Here is a 14,186-nt window from a genome sequence, read left to right as displayed (position 1 = left end):
TGCCTGTCAGGCCGGGCCCCTTTTCACGATCAATACGCAGGATAGGCCGTCCTGATCACAGTGCCACCCACTGCATCCAGATACCCGACGATGTCGAACGACGCCGCCGGCGTGCCAGCACCGCAGCTCGCGCCCGATGGGCCGGTAAAGCGGGTACCGTTCAACGAGGTGCGGTTGTTGTAGGCGTTCTGGATGGCGGCGACAACATTGGCCTGGGTGCAGTTGTCCGGGAACATCGTGGAAATGGTCTTCTCTCGGGTCTGCCCGCCCTGGGTGATGTTGAACCGGTTCAATGCGTAGATACCCGTGGGCATCTGCGCGGTGGTGGTGACGGTGGTCGTGCCCGGGATGACGGCGGCGCTGTTGGGCATGGTACCGCCCGGCCGGCTATGCAGGCCCTTGGCGGCACCACCGCTCACCTCGCCGCAGAACACATGCTGCTGATCGACCGCCGGGGCGCCCCCCGAATTACCCTGCGGACAGGCCACGGAAGTCTGCGCGAAGGCCAGGCTGCCGATGACCGCCAGGCTAGCCAGCGCGGTACGTACCGGGAGATACGCGAAAGTCTTTTTCATCATGAAGCTCCTTTTTTGCGGTAACAGGACGTTGTTGTCCTCTGGCTCCGCCGTTGCCGGCGAAAAGGGGTGGATTGGGTTCAGCCGATCAACAGCCAGCGGGCCCGGGCGAGGTAGGCGGCGCGGTCGTCGAGGCCGTTGAAGCCGCCGTTGACCCGCCGGGTGACTTCGCGCAGGTCATCCTTGTCAGCCCAGTCGTTGAGCTTGCGGTTGGCCCAGAACCAGCCAGCGACGTCCACCGCCAGGGCGGGGTCGCTGCTGACCAGGGTGGGGTCGTCCTTGCCCTCGAAATCGCGCTTGCAGGCCTGGCCGTACTGGCGGTAGTTGGCCCGCCCGGTGAGCTGGATCAGCCCACGCCCCTTGAAACGCGGGCCGTCGCCGGCCTGCAGGTTGCCCAGGTCCTTGCGCCCTTCGTAGGCGCTGCCGGAGGCCAGCTCCTCGGTGTAACGCAGGCAGCCGCTCTCATGGGCGATCTGGGCGAGGAAGTGGGCGATGCGCAGCGGTGTGTCGATGCGGTAGCGGGTCAGCACGTCGAGTAGCGGTTGATGGAACGCGTCGATCCGCGCGCCGCTGGCGTTGATCAACGCCAGCCACAGCTTGGGTGCGACCAGCCCGCCAGGCAGGCCCACGCGCAACGCCGCCAGGGTTGCATCGCCCGGCGTCACCGGCTTGCCCACCGGGCTGCCGACCGCCTGCTGGAAGCGCTCCAGCGCACCCCGCGTACCCGCGCCCCACAGGCCATCGGTGCCGAGCGTGCAACTGAAGCCGCGCTGCCCGCTGTTGAGGTTGAGCAGCAGTTGCAGGCTGCGCACATCGGCGGCGGCGTTGTTGCCGCCGGGTCCTACGCTATTGGTGATACACATGTGCTTGCTCCTTTTTCCGGGCAAGCCGCGCCCCGTGGGGCTGCGGCCAGGCCGCGCCTTATCGGCGAAACGTGTTGGAGGCGTTACTTGCCGGGCGGTACCAGCGTGAGGCTGTAGGCGAGCTTGTTGGACTGGGTGTACAGCTGCACCTTCAGGCCGTCTGGGCCACGCTGGCTTTGCAGGTAGCCGAGGGTCAGCGGGCCGCAACGGCCGGCGCCGCTGCCGTCGAGGCTGTAGGTGCTGACCTGTTTTTCCTCACCGTTGAACTCCAGGTCGAAGCCGCAGGCCCATTGGCCGGCGAAGCGAACCGTGCCTGCCTTTTTGCCCAGCCCCGCGCCGGCGTCGATAGCCAACGTCACCGTCACAGGGCGGCCGTTATCCTTGAGGGTGCCCTGGTACTGGTCGTTGGCCCAGGCCGGGGCCAGGCTGGCCAGCGCCAGGGCGCCGGCCAGTGCAGCAGTCAGATGTCGCATGGTGACTCTCCTTGTTAAGTTGTTGAGTGATCCTGTGGTTCAGAACGCCAGCACCAGCCCCGCCCACTCGGCGATGGTCAGGGCCAGCTCGGGCTGGATCGCCCCAAGCGCCACCAGGGCCGACAGCACGGCCGCGCCGATGGCGCACAGCACCCGCTTGCCGGTGGACATCGACGCCGGGCGGCCAGCCTTGTTCTTGATGATCGAGCGCATGGTCCGAGTCTCCGTGGTTGTCAGCAGCAGCCGCATCGAGCGGTCAGTTCGCCTGGCCATCGCCGGGCCTCCCGTAGTGCCCGAACAGCTGGCCGTCGAGGCGCACGACGATGGCCTCGCGGGCATCGCCGGGCACGGCGATGCTCAATACATGCAGTGACTGGTCGCGCCGTGGCGGGCGGCCGATCCGCAGCGCCAGGGCGCCCGGGGCATCGCCGTTTTCGAGGGTCGCGTCCAGCACGACCTCCATCGAGGCGATATGGATGCCCGGCCAGCGTTGCCCCGTAGCCTGCTGGGCGCACTGCATGGCGCCACCCAGGGCGTGGATGAATTCTTCGAGGTGGGTCATCACGAGGCCTCCTGGTCGTCGGCCAGCCAGAACGGCCGGCGTGCGAAGCCCACGTGGTAGATCAGCGATTGCAGCACCACCTGGTGCTCGCCGATGTTGAGCAGGTTGAAACTTTTCTCGATGCCGACGATGCGCCCCTTGGGCGGCTCGCTGAGGCAGCGGTTGAGCAGCGCGGTCTGCGCCTGGATCACGTCCTGCGACGTCAGCTTCTCCGGATCGGTGCTGCCGACGACGATGCGTTTCACATATCCCACGTCCGTTAGATCGAACATCACGGAACTCCTTTCCGGAAAAGACTGACGGCCAACCCTGGCTAAGGCTCAGGCAACCACAAGGCTGGCGTTACACCGCCCCACCCTTACTGCTGGGTGATGGCTTTCGGTGCGACCGACGTGGCGATCATGTCCAGCACCCGCGCCAGCCCTTCCGGCATGCCGTCGTCGGCGGCATGCACCTCGACGTGGTACTTGGCCGACTGGTCGGTGGAACGGGTGTTCTCCTTGTGCGAGGACACCGAGCCGGAGATGTTCACCTTGGCGCTGAACGGCCCCCAGCCCACACTGGCCTCGGCCGACATCGCCGCCTGGGCGTCGGTGGCTTCGCGTGATTGCTCGGAGTTCTTCACCTCCATGTCGAAGGTGATGTCGACCTTGTTGATCGACAGGTTCGGCACCTTGACCACCGCCAGCAGTGGCACTTCCAGCTCGACGCGCTCCATCGGGATGGTGCCGTCGTCGGGCTTGCTGGTGGAGGGGCGGTCGAAGCGGAAGCTGACCGTGCGCACGTCCCCCACGCGGTTGGGGTCGGTGTTGTTCGGGTCGGGCGCCGGTGGCAGGAAGCCGATCACCTTGATGAAGTCGGCGGTAGCATTGGCCAGGCGCACCTGGGCGTCGCAAGCGGCGGTCAGCGGACCGCCGATCAGGTCGCCCATAGGCAGGCCGCGGAACTGGTCACCCATCGAGAAGTTAGCCATCTTGTGTCTCTCCTAGATCAATTTATCGAGGTTTTGCAGCAGCCGAGCCATCCCCTCCGAAGGGGGCTGGGTTTCGACTTTGAGGGTGACGCGCGCAAGCGGCCCGCCTTCACCATTACGGCGAACGCCAAGGTCGACGTTCAGAGCCTTGTGGGTCTCGCTCGGCCAGCCGGAGCCGGCGTCGTCCGGGCTGGTTTGCCCGACGGTCGCGGCCGTGCCGTCGTCGGCGTTGAGGCCGACCTCAAACGAGATTTCCATGTCTTTGACGGCCATCAGCCGGGCACCGACCAGGGACAGCAGCGGCACGCGCACCACGCGTTCCTCGCCCTCTTGTGCGTCGGGGGAATGCGAGGGCAGGCGCACGTCGATGCTGACTGGCCGGTTGTCCTCGTCGAAGTACTGGCGCACGGTGGACACCTGGAAGCGCTGGATCTTGTCCTGCGCCTCGGCGACCGCGCCGGCGATGCTCTGGATGAGGTGATGGAGGGATTGATTCGCCACGTCCGACGCTCCTTGTCACATGCGGTGCCGATGCCGTCCAGGTGGCTTCGGTGTGTACCCACGCTGTGCAGGGTTGTGGCCCTGCGAACGGCACCGGGTTGGATGGATGGTTGGTTGATCAGGTGAGCCCAGACTACGACCGGGCCGGGGCCGTGTCCTGGGGCTGGCGTCCCAACAACCTGGCTGTGCGTCCCAGAGGTTGCCGGGTCATTGGCTGGCCAGTTCTGCCACCCAGCGCGCCAGCGCCGAGCCGGCGCTGCCCTGACGGGCCACCGCGCCCAGCTCGCCCCGTTGCAGCGCCGAGCGCGCCGCGCGCGGCGACAGCCCGAATGCCTGGCGGAACACCTTGCTGAAATGCGCCTCGTCGACGAAGCCGTGGGCATAGGCCAGGTCACCGATGCGCCGCCCGGCATTGGCCGGCTCGCCCAGTGCCAGCAGGCAGCGGCGCAGGCGCCGTTGCAGCAGGTAATGACGCACCCCGCCGAAGCGTTCGAACGCCCGGTACAACTGGCTGCGCGAGGTACCCACGGCCTTGGCCAGCATGGCTGGGGTGAGGTCGTCACGGTGCAGGTTGCCTTCGATGTACAGCCGCGCCCGCCGCCCGATCTCGCAGGGGCCGGGCGCCTGCGCCAGGTGCTGGCCTGCCTGGGCGCTGGCCAGGCAGGCCGCCAGCATGCCCAGCAAGGGTTGGCTCAAGCGCAGCGCTTCGCCTTGGGTGAGGCCAGGCGCCGCCACGGCCAGCGCCGACAACAGGCTGGCCAGCAAGCGCCCTGTCGGGCTGGCCCCGCGCACATGCAGGCCGTGCATCTGGCCCATATCCTGCGCCAACAGTGCCGTGCGGGGGATCAACAGGCTCAGGCCCTCACCCGCCGCCATGCCAAAGGCCGCCGGTTGCGCAAGATCGAGCACCACCACATCCCGGGCCCGCACGCGCAGGCCATTGGCGCAGGCCAACCCACGCTGCAACGGCATATGCAGCAGGTAGTGGTCCAGGTCGCACCAGCCCAGGCGCGCCCGGTTGCGGTCATACCGCGCGGCGTCAAGGCGGCCGCTGCAAAGCAGGAAACGTTGGAAGTGGAAGATTTGCAGCGCGGCGCTGAACCCCTGCCCTGCTCCCGTCACAGGGCTGAACAGCAGGTCGGCGGTCTGTCGCCAGGTGGGGAAGGTGTCGGTGGTGATCTGAAGATGGGGGAGCAATGCGTGGCGGGAAAGGTCGGAAGCGGCTGTAGGTTGCGAAGCAATGGAATCCATAGTGAAGGCTCATCTATCCATAGGTGAGCCCGAAAAGTGGTCCACTTCCGACAACGCTGTAGCTCTTTGCCACTATCTCCATCGGATGATGCGTAACTCGATGTGCGGCGCCTGTCGCTCCGCGTTCACAAAACAACAATCACGCAACGCAAAACCGAGATTTTTTCTGTAACGAAAATGTAATATTCGCTTCCGCATACCTATAACAAGCTGGGAGCTTCACATGTTTGCCTTCTTCCGCCCTGCCCCGCACCGGGCACCGCTGCCCGACGAGCACGTCGACAGCACCTACCGGCGCCTGCGCTGGCAGATCTTCGCCGGGATTTTCTTCGGTTATGCCGGCTACTACCTGCTGCGCAAGAACTTCTCCCTGGCCATGCCCTACCTCATCGAGGAAGAGGGCTACAGCCGCGGCCAGCTGGGCGTGGCGATCTCGGCCATCGCCATTGCCTACGGCCTGTCCAAGTTCCTCATGGGCCTGGTGTCCGACCGCTCCAACCCGCGCTACTTCCTGCCCTTCGGCCTGCTGGTCTCGGCCGGGGTGATGTTCATTTTCGGTTTCGCGCATTGGGCCACGTCCAGCGTGACGATCATGTTCGTGCTGCTGTTCATCAACGGCTGGGCCCAGGGCATGGGCTGGCCGCCGAGCGGGCGGACCATGGTGCACTGGTGGTCGCAGAAAGAGCGCGGTGGCGTGGTGTCGGTGTGGAACGTCGCCCACAACGTCGGCGGCGGCTTGATCGGCCCGCTGTTCCTGCTGGGCCTGGGCTGGACCAACGACTGGCACGCAGCGTTCTACGTGCCTGCGGCGGTAGCGGTGCTGGTGGCGGTGTTCGCCTTCGCCACCATGCGCGACACCCCGCAATCGGTAGGGCTACCACCGGTGGAGCAGTACAAGAACGACTACCCGCAGGGCTACGACGCAAGCCACGAGCAGGAGTTCAGCGCCAAGCAGATCTTCGTCCAGTACGTGCTGTGCAACAAACTGCTGTGGTACATCGCCCTGGCCAACGTGTTCGTCTACCTGCTGCGCTACGGCGTGCTCGACTGGGCACCGACCTACCTGAAGGAGGCCAAGCACTTCAGCGTCGACACCACCTCGTGGGCCTACTTCTTCTATGAGTGGGCCGGTATCCCCGGCACCCTGCTGTGCGGCTGGATGTCGGACAAGATCTTCCGCGGCAACCGTGGCCTGACCGGCATCGTGTTCATGGCCCTGGTGACCGTGGCTACCCTGGTGTACTGGCTGAACCCACCGGGCAACCCGACCATCGACATGATCGCGCTGTTCTCGATCGGTTTCCTGATCTACGGGCCGGTGATGCTGATCGGCCTGCAGGCGCTGGAGCTGGCACCGAAGAAGGCCGCCGGCACCGCTGCGGGCTTCACCGGGTTGTTCGGCTACCTGGGCGGTTCGGTCGCGGCCAGTGCGGCGATGGGCTACACCGTCGACCACTTTGGCTGGGATGGCGGCTTCGTGATGCTGGTGAGCGCGTGCGTGCTGGCGATTGTCTTCCTGCTGCCGACCTTGCGCCATACCAAGGCGGCGAGCGTGGAGCGTGAAGCGCTGGCTTGACGCTAGCCCTTTACGACGAAGCCCGGGGTTGTTACCCCGGGCTTCGTGTTTTCAGGCGGCCTGGCACAGGCGCGTGACCACCGGTTGCTGGCGCTGGCAGGCTCGATCTGCCTAGAGCAACGCCTTGCGCATGAACACCCGGGCGAAGCCATCCTCGACTGCTCGCCCGGTCTCGCGGTAGCCGAACCTGACGTAGATCTCGATGTTCTCCACCATTCGCTCATGGGTGTAGAGGCGGATCGCCACACAGCCTGCGGCACGCCCATGTGCCTCGCTGAAGTCCATCAGCAATCGGCCGATGCCCTGCCCTTTGCACGCTGCCAGCACGGCGACATTCACCAGCAGCAACTCACGGCCCTCGCGCCGCAGCACCAGCACCCCGACGATGCGCGTGGCCTGCACCGCCACGAACACCTCGTCGTCACGCACCACCTGGGCGTAGTCCTCCAGCATCGGCGCTGGCTTGCGGCCGATCCTGGCGATGTAGGGGGTATAGGCTTCGGCGACCAGCGTGGTGATCGCGTCGACGTCTTCGGCCTTGGCCGGGCGCAGGGTGATGGCTGCAGGCATGGCGCTCAATCCTGTGCAGCCTGGCCATGGCCCGGCCACAGCACCGCCTGGGCGGCCACGACATGCCCCTGGACGGCATCGAAGGTGACGCTGGGCGAGCCGTACAGCTGATAGCCGAGGGCGAGGATTTCGGAAATACGCCGGCAGAAGCTGGCGTCGTCCTTGCCGGTGATCAGGCGGTAGACCGGCAAGCCGTTGGGGGGTGTGGAGGTCATTGCGCGGTCCTTGTCTATGCGAGGGGCGGGCATGATGGCATATCCAGCCTCTCGCCTGCCGCTCGCTTGCGTGGATTGCGTGCACCCGCGAAGCAGGCACCGTGGTGCATGGCACGGGCTACGCCCGTGTTCGCGGGCAAGCCCGCTCCCACATGGATCGCGCAAGTCTTTTGAATCTTCATCAGGAACCACCACTCGCCCGATCCCGCACCGGACACTGCGCCCGATGCAGATTCAATGCCGTATTGATGATCCCGATATGGCTGAACGCCTGCGGGAAATTCCCCAGCATGCGCTTCCCCGCCGTGTCGTACTGCTCGGCCAGCAACCCCACGTCGTTGCACAACCCGGTCAGGCGCTCGTACAGCGCCTGCGCCTCGTCCTGCCGCCCAAGCAACACATACACATCCGCCAACCAGAACGAGCACACCAGGAACGTCCCTTCCCCCGGTGTCAGGCCATCGCTGCAACTGTCGCTGTCGTAGCGCAGCAGCAGGCCGTTGCGCAGCAGCCGCTGCTCAATCTGTTCGAGGGTTCGCAGAAAACGCGGATCGCTCGCCGGCAGAAAACCAGTCAGGGCGATCTGCAGCAGGCTGGCGTCCAGCTCGCTAGAACCGTAGGCCTGGACGAAGTAGCGCCCTGCACTGTCCAGCCCGCGCTGGCAGACTTCGTCGCGGATCTGGTTCGCCACCTGCCGGTAATGCCTGCCGCGCTGGCGATCCTCCTCGGTGGTTTCGGCCAGGCTTGCTGCGCGGTCGAAGGCCACCCAGGCCATGACCTTGGAATGCACGAAATGCTGGCGGCCACCGCGCACTTCCCAAAGGCCTTCGTCTGGCTCACGCCAGATGCGTTCAACGTACGGCAGGATCACCCGGGCGATGGCCGAACTGCGCGGATGCCGCGGCAGCCCGCCCTTGATGGCCTGGGTCATGGCGTCGGCCAGTTCGCCGTAGATGTCCAGTTGCAGTTGTTCAGAGGCCGCGTTACCGACCCGTACCGGCTGCGAATGCTCATAGCCCGCCAGCCAGGGCAGGCTGAACTCGGGCAGGTCGCGCTCACCCGCCAGCCCGTACATGATCTGCATCTGCTCGGGGTTGCCCGCCACCGAACGCAGCAGCCATTCGCGCCAGGCCTGGGCCTCGTCGAAATAACCCAGGTTCATCAACGCCAGCAGGGTCATGGTGGCGTCGCGCAGCCAGCAGTAGCGGTAATCCCAGTTACGCTCGCCGCCAACGCGCTCGGGCAGCGAGGTGGTGACTGCGGCCACCATGCCGCCGGTGGGCGCGTAGGTCATGGCCTTGAGAGTCAGCAGCGAGCGGCGCACCTGGTCGGTGTAGGGGCCGACCTCGGGGCAGCGGGCAGCGAAGGCCTGCCATTGGTCGATGGTCTGCGCCAGGTCATGGTCGACATCGCAACCGGGCTGCACGGGCAGGTGCGACGCCTGATGGCAGAGGCTGAACACCTGGCGCTCGCCAGCGCGTACGCGAAAGCGCGCCACGCTGTGGTGGTCGAGCCCGTGGGTTTCGGTGGTGCTGCGCAGGATCAGGCGGTCGGGCCCGGCGACCGCGCTGACGGTCAGCGCATCGAGCTTTTCCACCCAGGGCACGCTGCGGCCGTAGTCGAAGCGCAGCACCAGGTCCATCTCGAAGGCGGTTTCCCCAGTTAGCCCTTCGACGATACGCAGCACTGCGTTGCTATCGCCCAGTGGCATGCAGTCGAGCACCCGGGCGCGACCGCTGGTGGTGGTCCAGGTGGTTTCCAGCACCAACGTATCGTCGAGGTAGCGGCGGGTGCTGCTTTCGACGGGGTCGCTGGGGGCGATGCGCCAGCGACCGTTTTCCTCGTTGCCCAGCAGCGCGGCGAATACCGCCGGGGCGTCGAAGCGCGGCAGGCACAGCCAGTCGAGGGCGCCGTCGCGGTTTACCAGGGCGGCGCTACGGCAGTTGCCGATCAGGGCGTAGTCTTCGATGGGGGCAGGCATCGGGGCTCCTTTGGGCGGGGTGCGGTTGAAAGCCTGGAACTTGAGGTTGGATGCCTGGGGGGAGAAGGTCGTTCCGCTGGGACTAAGCGCAAACCGAAATGGTGGCCTTCCTGGTCGGGGCGCGAGGCCCCGGGTGATAGCCGCTGGCTTGTGTCATGCCAACAAGGCGGACAGCCGCGGTTATCCGCCTTGTTGGCATGGCGCGGTATCGCGGTGGCGCACTGAAGTTTCTGCGTCTGGCCTCACCCCAGGTTGTGCCACTCGCGCTTGTCACGCGTCAGCAGTTCGTTACCCGCCTCCGGCCCATCCTCACCCGCCGGGTACTCATGCACCTCCCCCGGCTCGCTGGCCCAGGCATCGAGGAACGGCTGCACCGCGCGCCAACCGTTCTCGATGTTGTCAGCGCGCTGGAACAGCGTCTGGTCACCGGTCAGGCAGTCGTAGATCAGCGTCTCGTAGCCCGTCGCCGGGGTCATCTTGAAGAAGTCCTTGTAGGCGAACCCCAGCTCGACGTTCTCCATCACCAGCTCAGGCCCCGGGCGCTTGGCCTGGAGGTCGAACCACATGCCCTCGTTGGGCTGGATCTGGATCTTCAGGTAGTTGGGCTTGGGCCGCTCCAGCTCGCTTTCGCGAAACTGCGCATAGGGCGCGGGCTTGAAACAGATGGCGATCTCGGTGTCGCGCACGCTCATGCGCTTGCCGGTGCGCAGGTAGAACGGCACGCCGGCCCAGCGCCAGTTGTCGATCATCACCTTGAGCGCCACGTAGGTTTCGGTCTGGCTGTCGGGCGCCACCTTGGCCTCCTGGCGGTAACCAGGCAACGCCTTGCGGCCTTGCTTGCCGGCGCTGTACTGGCCACGCACCGAGTGCTTCAGGGCGAGCTTGGGCGACCACGGCCGGATGGCACCGATGACCTTGGCCTTTTCACTGCGTACGGCGTCGGCGCCGAACGCCGCCGGTGGCTCCATGGCGACCATCGCCAGCAGCTGGAACAGGTGGTTGGGCACCATGTCGCGCAGGGCGCCGGTGTTGTCGTAGAACGCGCCGCGGGTCTCCACGCCAACGGTCTCGGCGGCGGTGATCTGCACGTGGTCGATGTAGTGGTTGTTCCAGAACGACTCGAACAGGCCGTTGGAGAAGCGGCTGACCAGGATGTTCTGCACCGTCTCCTTACCGAGGTAGTGGTCGATGCGGTAGATCTGCCGCTCGCTCATCACCTTGAGCAGGCAGGCGTTGAGGGCCTCGGCGCTGGCCAGGTCGGTGCCGAAGGGCTTCTCCACCACCACCCGGCGAAAGCCCCCGGCGGACTCGTCGAGCAGGCCGGCATCACCCAGGCGCTGGGCCACTTCGGGGAAGAAGCGCGGCGAGGTGGCCAGGTAGAAGATGGCGTTGCCATGGCTGGTCTTGTCGATGCGCTTGGCCAGGGCCTGGTAGGTCGCGGGGTCGAGGAAGTCGCCGGTCTGATAGTCCAGGCGCTTGGCCAGGCGCGCCCAGAGTTTGTCGTCCAGGCAGCGCTCGGCGCCTTCACGACCCTGGTCGCGCTCCAGCATGAAGGCATGTAGGCGCTCGGCAAACGCTTCGGCGCTGGCGGCGTTGTGGTCGACCCCGACGATGCGCAGGTTGCGGTCGAGCAACCCGTCGCGGCTGAGGTTGTAAAGCGCGGGCATCAGCAGACGCTTGACCAGGTCGCCATTGGCGCCGAACAGGAACAGGGTGCAGGGGGGCGCGGCGGGGATGGTCTGTTTGCTCATTCGCCTTTCTTCTCGACGTGGCCACCGAAGCCCAGGCGCATGGCCGAGAGGATCTTGTCGCCGTAGGTGCCCTGCTGCTGGCGCGAGCGGAAGCGGGCGAACAGCGCGCTGGACAACACCGGCACCGGCACCGCCTGCTCGACGGCGGCGTCGATGGTCCAACGGCCCTCGCCACTGTCCGACACCGAACCACTGAACTCGCGCAGCTGCGGGTCGGCCACCAGCGCGTCAGCCGTAAGGTCGAGCAGCCACGAGGTGACCACGCTGCCACGGCGCCACACTTCGGCGATCTCGGCCACATTGAGGTCGAAGCGCTGGTCCTCTGGCAGTTCATTGCCACCCTTGCTGCGCAGCAGGTCGAAGCCTTCGGCGTAGGCCTGCATCAGGCCGTACTCGATGCCGTTGTGCACCATCTTCACGTAGTGACCGGCGCCTGGCGGGCCGGCGTGGATATAGCCGTGCTCGGCACGGTCGTGCTCGCCGCTGCGGCCTTGGGTGCGGGGGATATCACCGACACCCGGGGCCAGGGTCTTGAACAGCGGCTCCAGGCGCTCGAACACGTCCTTTTCGCCGCCAATCATCATGCAGTAGCCCCGCTCCAGGCCCCACACACCGCCCGAGGTGCCGACGTCCAGGTAATGCAGGCCACGCTTGGCCAGCTCCGCGGCGCGGCGCATATCGTCCTTGTAGAAGGTATTGCCGCCGTCGATGATCGCATCGCCCGGCTCCAACAGCTCGGCCAGCTGGGCGATGGTCTGTTCGGTGGGCTCGCCCGCCGGCAGCATCACCCATACCGCGCGCGGTGCCTTGAGCTTTTGCACCAGCGCGCCGAGGTCGTGGGCCCCTTGCGCGCCCTCGCCTTCGAGGGTATCGATCGATTCGCGGTTGCGATCGTGAACCACGGTGCGATGGCCGGCGCGCATCAGGCGCCTTGCGATATTGCCGCCCATGCGGCCCAGCCCGACGATTCCCAATTGCATGTGGTGACGCTCCCGTTAGAAATGGATTACAACCGTTAAGGCATTCAGATTAGTACAGCGCTTGGCTCTAGAGTTTCAGCGACGAACGGCATGACAACGATAAACAAAAAAGTTCCGTTCGACGGAGAAAGAATTCAGAATGCGCGCCGCGTGTAGTGACTACGCTCTCAATTGTCACCAGCCAGAAACGCGAGGTGTGTCCATGGGTACTCTGATGCCTGCAACCCCCACCCAGACCCTCTATGTCACCGTGCGCCGTGACGAGCTGCGCCAGCTGAAGGACGAGCGTGACCAACTGCGCCAGCAAGTGGCGCAGCTGAACCTGTTGCTCGAAAAGAACCGTTCTACCGGCAACCCGTGACTCACCCCCCTGGCGGGCGCCATTCGGTGCCTGTCCCTGCCTGAAGTGCAACGCCGCTGTTGCCCCCCTGCACACTTGCAACGACCGACGACCACCGACCATTCAATCCGCGCCGTCGAACAGCCCGCCCAAGCAATAGCAAAATTTCATATGCCGGCGCTTTGACACTGCGCAAGCCCGCCCCTTCACTGTCAGGCAGTGCAACACGTGCTGCCCAATGCGCGGCCATGGACGGCGACCCCGCATATTCGCCTTCCTGACCATTTGCGGCGCCCTTCGCCATGACGCAATGGGCCGGCACACCCTTGAAGGCCATCAGGAGGCTTTGAAGATGAATGACGACAATGTTTGGCTGGTGCTGCCCGGCACCACTGAGTTGGTGAGTCCCTACGAACTGAAATCCAAACCGATCAAGGCGGCCCAGGCATTTTCCGTCGATGTAGTGACGGCAATGGTCGCGCAAGATCTGGATGGGTTCCTGCGTGGCAGGAATGACGTGCTGGTGCTGTCCAAGGTCTCGATGGGTGAGCAGCCCCTGGTCAGCCGCATTCATTTTTATGAAGAAGAAGTACCGACCGGCAAACCCATCCGCAACCTGCTCGCCGGCAACGTCTACACCACCGATGACTATTCGGGGCGGGACACGTTGTGGATCGAGTTGAACCTGCTCGAGATCGACACCGACACCGGCGAGCGCAAGGCCGCTGTCGCCGCCTTCGGCGAGATGGTCACGACCGTCGGTGCCATCTTCCCGGCCATGCTGCCCTATACCTTTGCCGCCCGTACCGGTTCGACGCTGATCGAAACCTTGGTGTCGGCGCTGGAGAAAAACCAGAACGTGGTGCGGTTCCCCTTCGCGCTGTACCCAGGGGCGCCACGACCCGGCATGGCCGTCCTGCAGGAGGGTACCTATGTCGTGTTCTCCCAGCCAGTCGATCCGATCCTCTACAGGCTTCAAGCCAACGGGCAAGTCGTGCGCAACAACAAGCCTTCGACTGTGTCCTACATGGTGATGAACGTGTCTGCGCAAACACAGGTCAGCGCGCAATATGTGCTCAGCCAGAAGGTCGCCACCCTGTTGACGCAGATCGACAAGGGCAACGAGCGGACACCGCGCGACACCCTGAACTTCCTCAATTCCACACTGCAAGCCTATTCGCTCTACAAGAAACTGGAGCGCTATACCGAACTCAAGGGCCTGGCCAATCCAACAGCCGAAGAGACTGCGCTGATGGCCGAGATCAAGAAAATCGACGCGCTCAAACCCTTCATCCCATGACCCCCCCCGGGAAGGCCGCCTCGGCGGCCTTTGCTCCCATAACTAGGTGAAGCATCTTGCAACAACCCGCCAACGTTTGCGGGGACGAACGGTCGTCAGCTAAGTGACCAGGCAGTCACATAAACTGCGTTTCGTCGCCTACACTGCGGACTCGGCCCGCGTTTTGCTCGGAAAAAGTGACGTAAAAAAGTCGAACTTTCCGAAATACGGGCAGGTCAGGACTTAAGTAGGCCATCGCAAAGGGACTTCCTCACGCNAGGCCCACCCAACCCAAC

Annotated in this window: 17 protein-coding genes; 3 read left to right on the top strand and 14 right to left on the bottom strand. The window is 65.1% G+C overall.

The genetic code is table 11. The annotated features are described in order from the left end of the window. Positions 1-29: 29 nt before the first annotated feature. The 9 genes from IX761_RS23340 to IX761_RS23300 form a co-directional block, all read right to left on the bottom strand. Complete coding sequence (locus IX761_RS23340) at positions 30-575, bottom strand: EndoU domain-containing protein (protein WP_194791862.1); 546 nt, start codon at positions 573-575, stop codon at positions 30-32. An 80-nt stretch (positions 576-655) separates the two neighbouring features. Further along, the gene (locus IX761_RS23335) at positions 656-1,438 is read right to left on the bottom strand and encodes a glycoside hydrolase family 19 protein (RefSeq protein ID WP_194791861.1); all 783 of its coding nucleotides are present in this window, start codon (positions 1,436-1,438) and stop codon (positions 656-658) included. An 83-nt stretch (positions 1,439-1,521) separates the two neighbouring features. Next, positions 1,522-1,911 carry a hypothetical protein gene (locus IX761_RS23330; RefSeq protein WP_194791860.1) on the bottom strand — a complete coding sequence of 130 codons (390 nt, stop codon included), beginning with the start codon at positions 1,909-1,911 and terminating at the stop codon, positions 1,522-1,524. A gap of 39 nt (positions 1,912-1,950) precedes the next feature. Next, on the bottom strand, positions 1,951-2,124 hold the full coding sequence (locus IX761_RS23325) for a hypothetical protein (RefSeq protein ID WP_228533901.1): 174 nt from the start codon (positions 2,122-2,124) through the stop codon (positions 1,951-1,953). Between the two features lie 43 nt (positions 2,125-2,167). Continuing rightward, the gene (locus tag IX761_RS23320; RefSeq protein WP_194791858.1) at positions 2,168-2,473 is read right to left on the bottom strand and encodes a hypothetical protein; all 306 of its coding nucleotides are present in this window, start codon (positions 2,471-2,473) and stop codon (positions 2,168-2,170) included. Further along, positions 2,473-2,745 carry a hypothetical protein gene (locus tag IX761_RS23315; protein ID WP_194791857.1) on the bottom strand — a complete coding sequence of 91 codons (273 nt, stop codon included), beginning with the start codon at positions 2,743-2,745 and terminating at the stop codon, positions 2,473-2,475. Before IX761_RS23315 ends, IX761_RS23320 begins: the two co-directional genes overlap by 1 nt. An 86-nt stretch (positions 2,746-2,831) precedes the next feature. Then, positions 2,832-3,446: a DUF2589 domain-containing protein gene (locus tag IX761_RS23310; RefSeq protein WP_194791856.1), complete on the bottom strand. Its 615-nt coding sequence runs from the start codon at positions 3,444-3,446 to the stop codon at positions 2,832-2,834. A 12-nt stretch (positions 3,447-3,458) separates the two neighbouring features. Further along, positions 3,459-3,947, bottom strand: a complete 489-nt coding sequence (locus IX761_RS23305; RefSeq protein WP_194791855.1) for a DUF2589 domain-containing protein — start codon at positions 3,945-3,947, stop codon at positions 3,459-3,461. Between the two features lie 207 nt (positions 3,948-4,154). Further along, complete coding sequence (locus IX761_RS23300; protein WP_228533899.1) at positions 4,155-5,198, bottom strand: helix-turn-helix domain-containing protein; 1,044 nt, start codon at positions 5,196-5,198, stop codon at positions 4,155-4,157. Positions 5,199-5,421: 223 nt separating this feature from the next. On the opposite strand from IX761_RS23300, the gene glpT reads away from it, so the two are divergent. Then, positions 5,422-6,774, top strand: coding sequence for a glycerol-3-phosphate transporter (gene glpT / locus IX761_RS23295; protein ID WP_194791854.1), 1,353 nt, complete (start codon positions 5,422-5,424; stop codon positions 6,772-6,774). A gap of 111 nt (positions 6,775-6,885) precedes the next feature. Here the strand turns inward: glpT and IX761_RS23290 are convergent, their stop codons facing one another. From IX761_RS23290 to gnd, 5 genes are all read right to left on the bottom strand, one after another. Beyond that, entirely contained in the window at positions 6,886-7,344 is a 459-nt protein-coding gene (locus IX761_RS23290) for a GNAT family N-acetyltransferase (protein WP_194791853.1), read from the bottom strand. Between the two features lie 5 nt (positions 7,345-7,349). After that, positions 7,350-7,559 (bottom strand): DUF1737 domain-containing protein, encoded by a 210-nt coding sequence (locus IX761_RS23285; RefSeq protein WP_194791852.1) that lies wholly within the window; start codon positions 7,557-7,559, stop codon positions 7,350-7,352. A 181-nt stretch (positions 7,560-7,740) separates the two neighbouring features. Continuing rightward, positions 7,741-9,540, bottom strand: coding sequence for a glycoside hydrolase family 15 protein (locus IX761_RS23280; RefSeq protein ID WP_194791851.1), 1,800 nt, complete (start codon positions 9,538-9,540; stop codon positions 7,741-7,743). Between the two features lie 242 nt (positions 9,541-9,782). Continuing rightward, entirely contained in the window at positions 9,783-11,291 is a 1,509-nt protein-coding gene (zwf, locus tag IX761_RS23275) for a glucose-6-phosphate dehydrogenase (RefSeq protein WP_194791850.1), read from the bottom strand. After that, positions 11,288-12,271 carry a phosphogluconate dehydrogenase (NAD(+)-dependent, decarboxylating) gene (gnd, locus tag IX761_RS23270; RefSeq protein WP_194791849.1) on the bottom strand — a complete coding sequence of 328 codons (984 nt, stop codon included), beginning with the start codon at positions 12,269-12,271 and terminating at the stop codon, positions 11,288-11,290. Before gnd ends, zwf begins: the two co-directional genes overlap by 4 nt. A gap of 202 nt (positions 12,272-12,473) precedes the next feature. Here gnd and IX761_RS23265 point away from each other — a divergent pair, with 202 nt between their 5' ends. Beyond that, a complete protein-coding gene (locus IX761_RS23265) occupies positions 12,474-12,632 on the top strand; it encodes a DUF6026 family protein (protein ID WP_194791848.1) in 159 nt (52 codons plus the stop codon). A gap of 331 nt (positions 12,633-12,963) precedes the next feature. Continuing rightward, the gene (locus IX761_RS23260; RefSeq protein ID WP_194791847.1) at positions 12,964-13,911 is read left to right on the top strand and encodes a hypothetical protein; all 948 of its coding nucleotides are present in this window, start codon (positions 12,964-12,966) and stop codon (positions 13,909-13,911) included. Positions 13,912-14,186 lie beyond the last annotated feature (275 nt).

It is taken from the genome of Pseudomonas sp. UFMG81, from assembly GCF_015354575.1.
Lineage (GTDB): Bacteria > Pseudomonadota > Gammaproteobacteria > Pseudomonadales > Pseudomonadaceae > Aquipseudomonas.
This window is presented reverse-complemented; position numbering and strand designations above follow the sequence as displayed.

Bases quoted from the DNA above. Each gene is read 5' to 3' on its own strand.
- glpT (WP_194791854.1), top strand. From the start codon at position 5,422: ATGTTTGCCTTCTTCCGCCCTGCCCCGCACCGGGCACCGCTGCCCGAC.
- IX761_RS23315 (WP_194791857.1), bottom strand. From the start codon at position 2,745: ATGTTCGATCTAACGGACGTGGGATATGTGAAACGCATCGTCGTCGGC.
- IX761_RS23310 (WP_194791856.1), bottom strand. From the start codon at position 3,446: ATGGCTAACTTCTCGATGGGTGACCAGTTCCGCGGCCTGCCTATGGGC.
- IX761_RS23340 (WP_194791862.1), bottom strand. From the start codon at position 575: ATGAAAAAGACTTTCGCGTATCTCCCGGTACGTACCGCGCTGGCTAGC.
- IX761_RS23300 (WP_228533899.1), bottom strand. From the start codon at position 5,198: ATGGATTCCATTGCTTCGCAACCTACAGCCGCTTCCGACCTTTCCCGC.
- IX761_RS23285 (WP_194791852.1), bottom strand. From the start codon at position 7,559: ATGACCTCCACACCCCCCAACGGCTTGCCGGTCTACCGCCTGATCACC.
- IX761_RS23280 (WP_194791851.1), bottom strand. From the start codon at position 9,540: ATGCCTGCCCCCATCGAAGACTACGCCCTGATCGGCAACTGCCGTAGC.
- IX761_RS23265 (WP_194791848.1), top strand. From the start codon at position 12,474: ATGGGTACTCTGATGCCTGCAACCCCCACCCAGACCCTCTATGTCACC.
- IX761_RS23330 (WP_194791860.1), bottom strand. From the start codon at position 1,911: ATGCGACATCTGACTGCTGCACTGGCCGGCGCCCTGGCGCTGGCCAGC.
- IX761_RS23260 (WP_194791847.1), top strand. From the start codon at position 12,964: ATGAATGACGACAATGTTTGGCTGGTGCTGCCCGGCACCACTGAGTTG.
- IX761_RS23290 (WP_194791853.1), bottom strand. From the start codon at position 7,344: ATGCCTGCAGCCATCACCCTGCGCCCGGCCAAGGCCGAAGACGTCGAC.
- gnd (WP_194791849.1), bottom strand. From the start codon at position 12,271: ATGCAATTGGGAATCGTCGGGCTGGGCCGCATGGGCGGCAATATCGCA.
- zwf (WP_194791850.1), bottom strand. From the start codon at position 11,291: ATGAGCAAACAGACCATCCCCGCCGCGCCCCCCTGCACCCTGTTCCTG.
- IX761_RS23335 (WP_194791861.1), bottom strand. From the start codon at position 1,438: ATGTGTATCACCAATAGCGTAGGACCCGGCGGCAACAACGCCGCCGCC.
- IX761_RS23320 (WP_194791858.1), bottom strand. From the start codon at position 2,473: ATGACCCACCTCGAAGAATTCATCCACGCCCTGGGTGGCGCCATGCAG.
- IX761_RS23325 (WP_228533901.1), bottom strand. From the start codon at position 2,124: ATGCGCTCGATCATCAAGAACAAGGCTGGCCGCCCGGCGTCGATGTCC.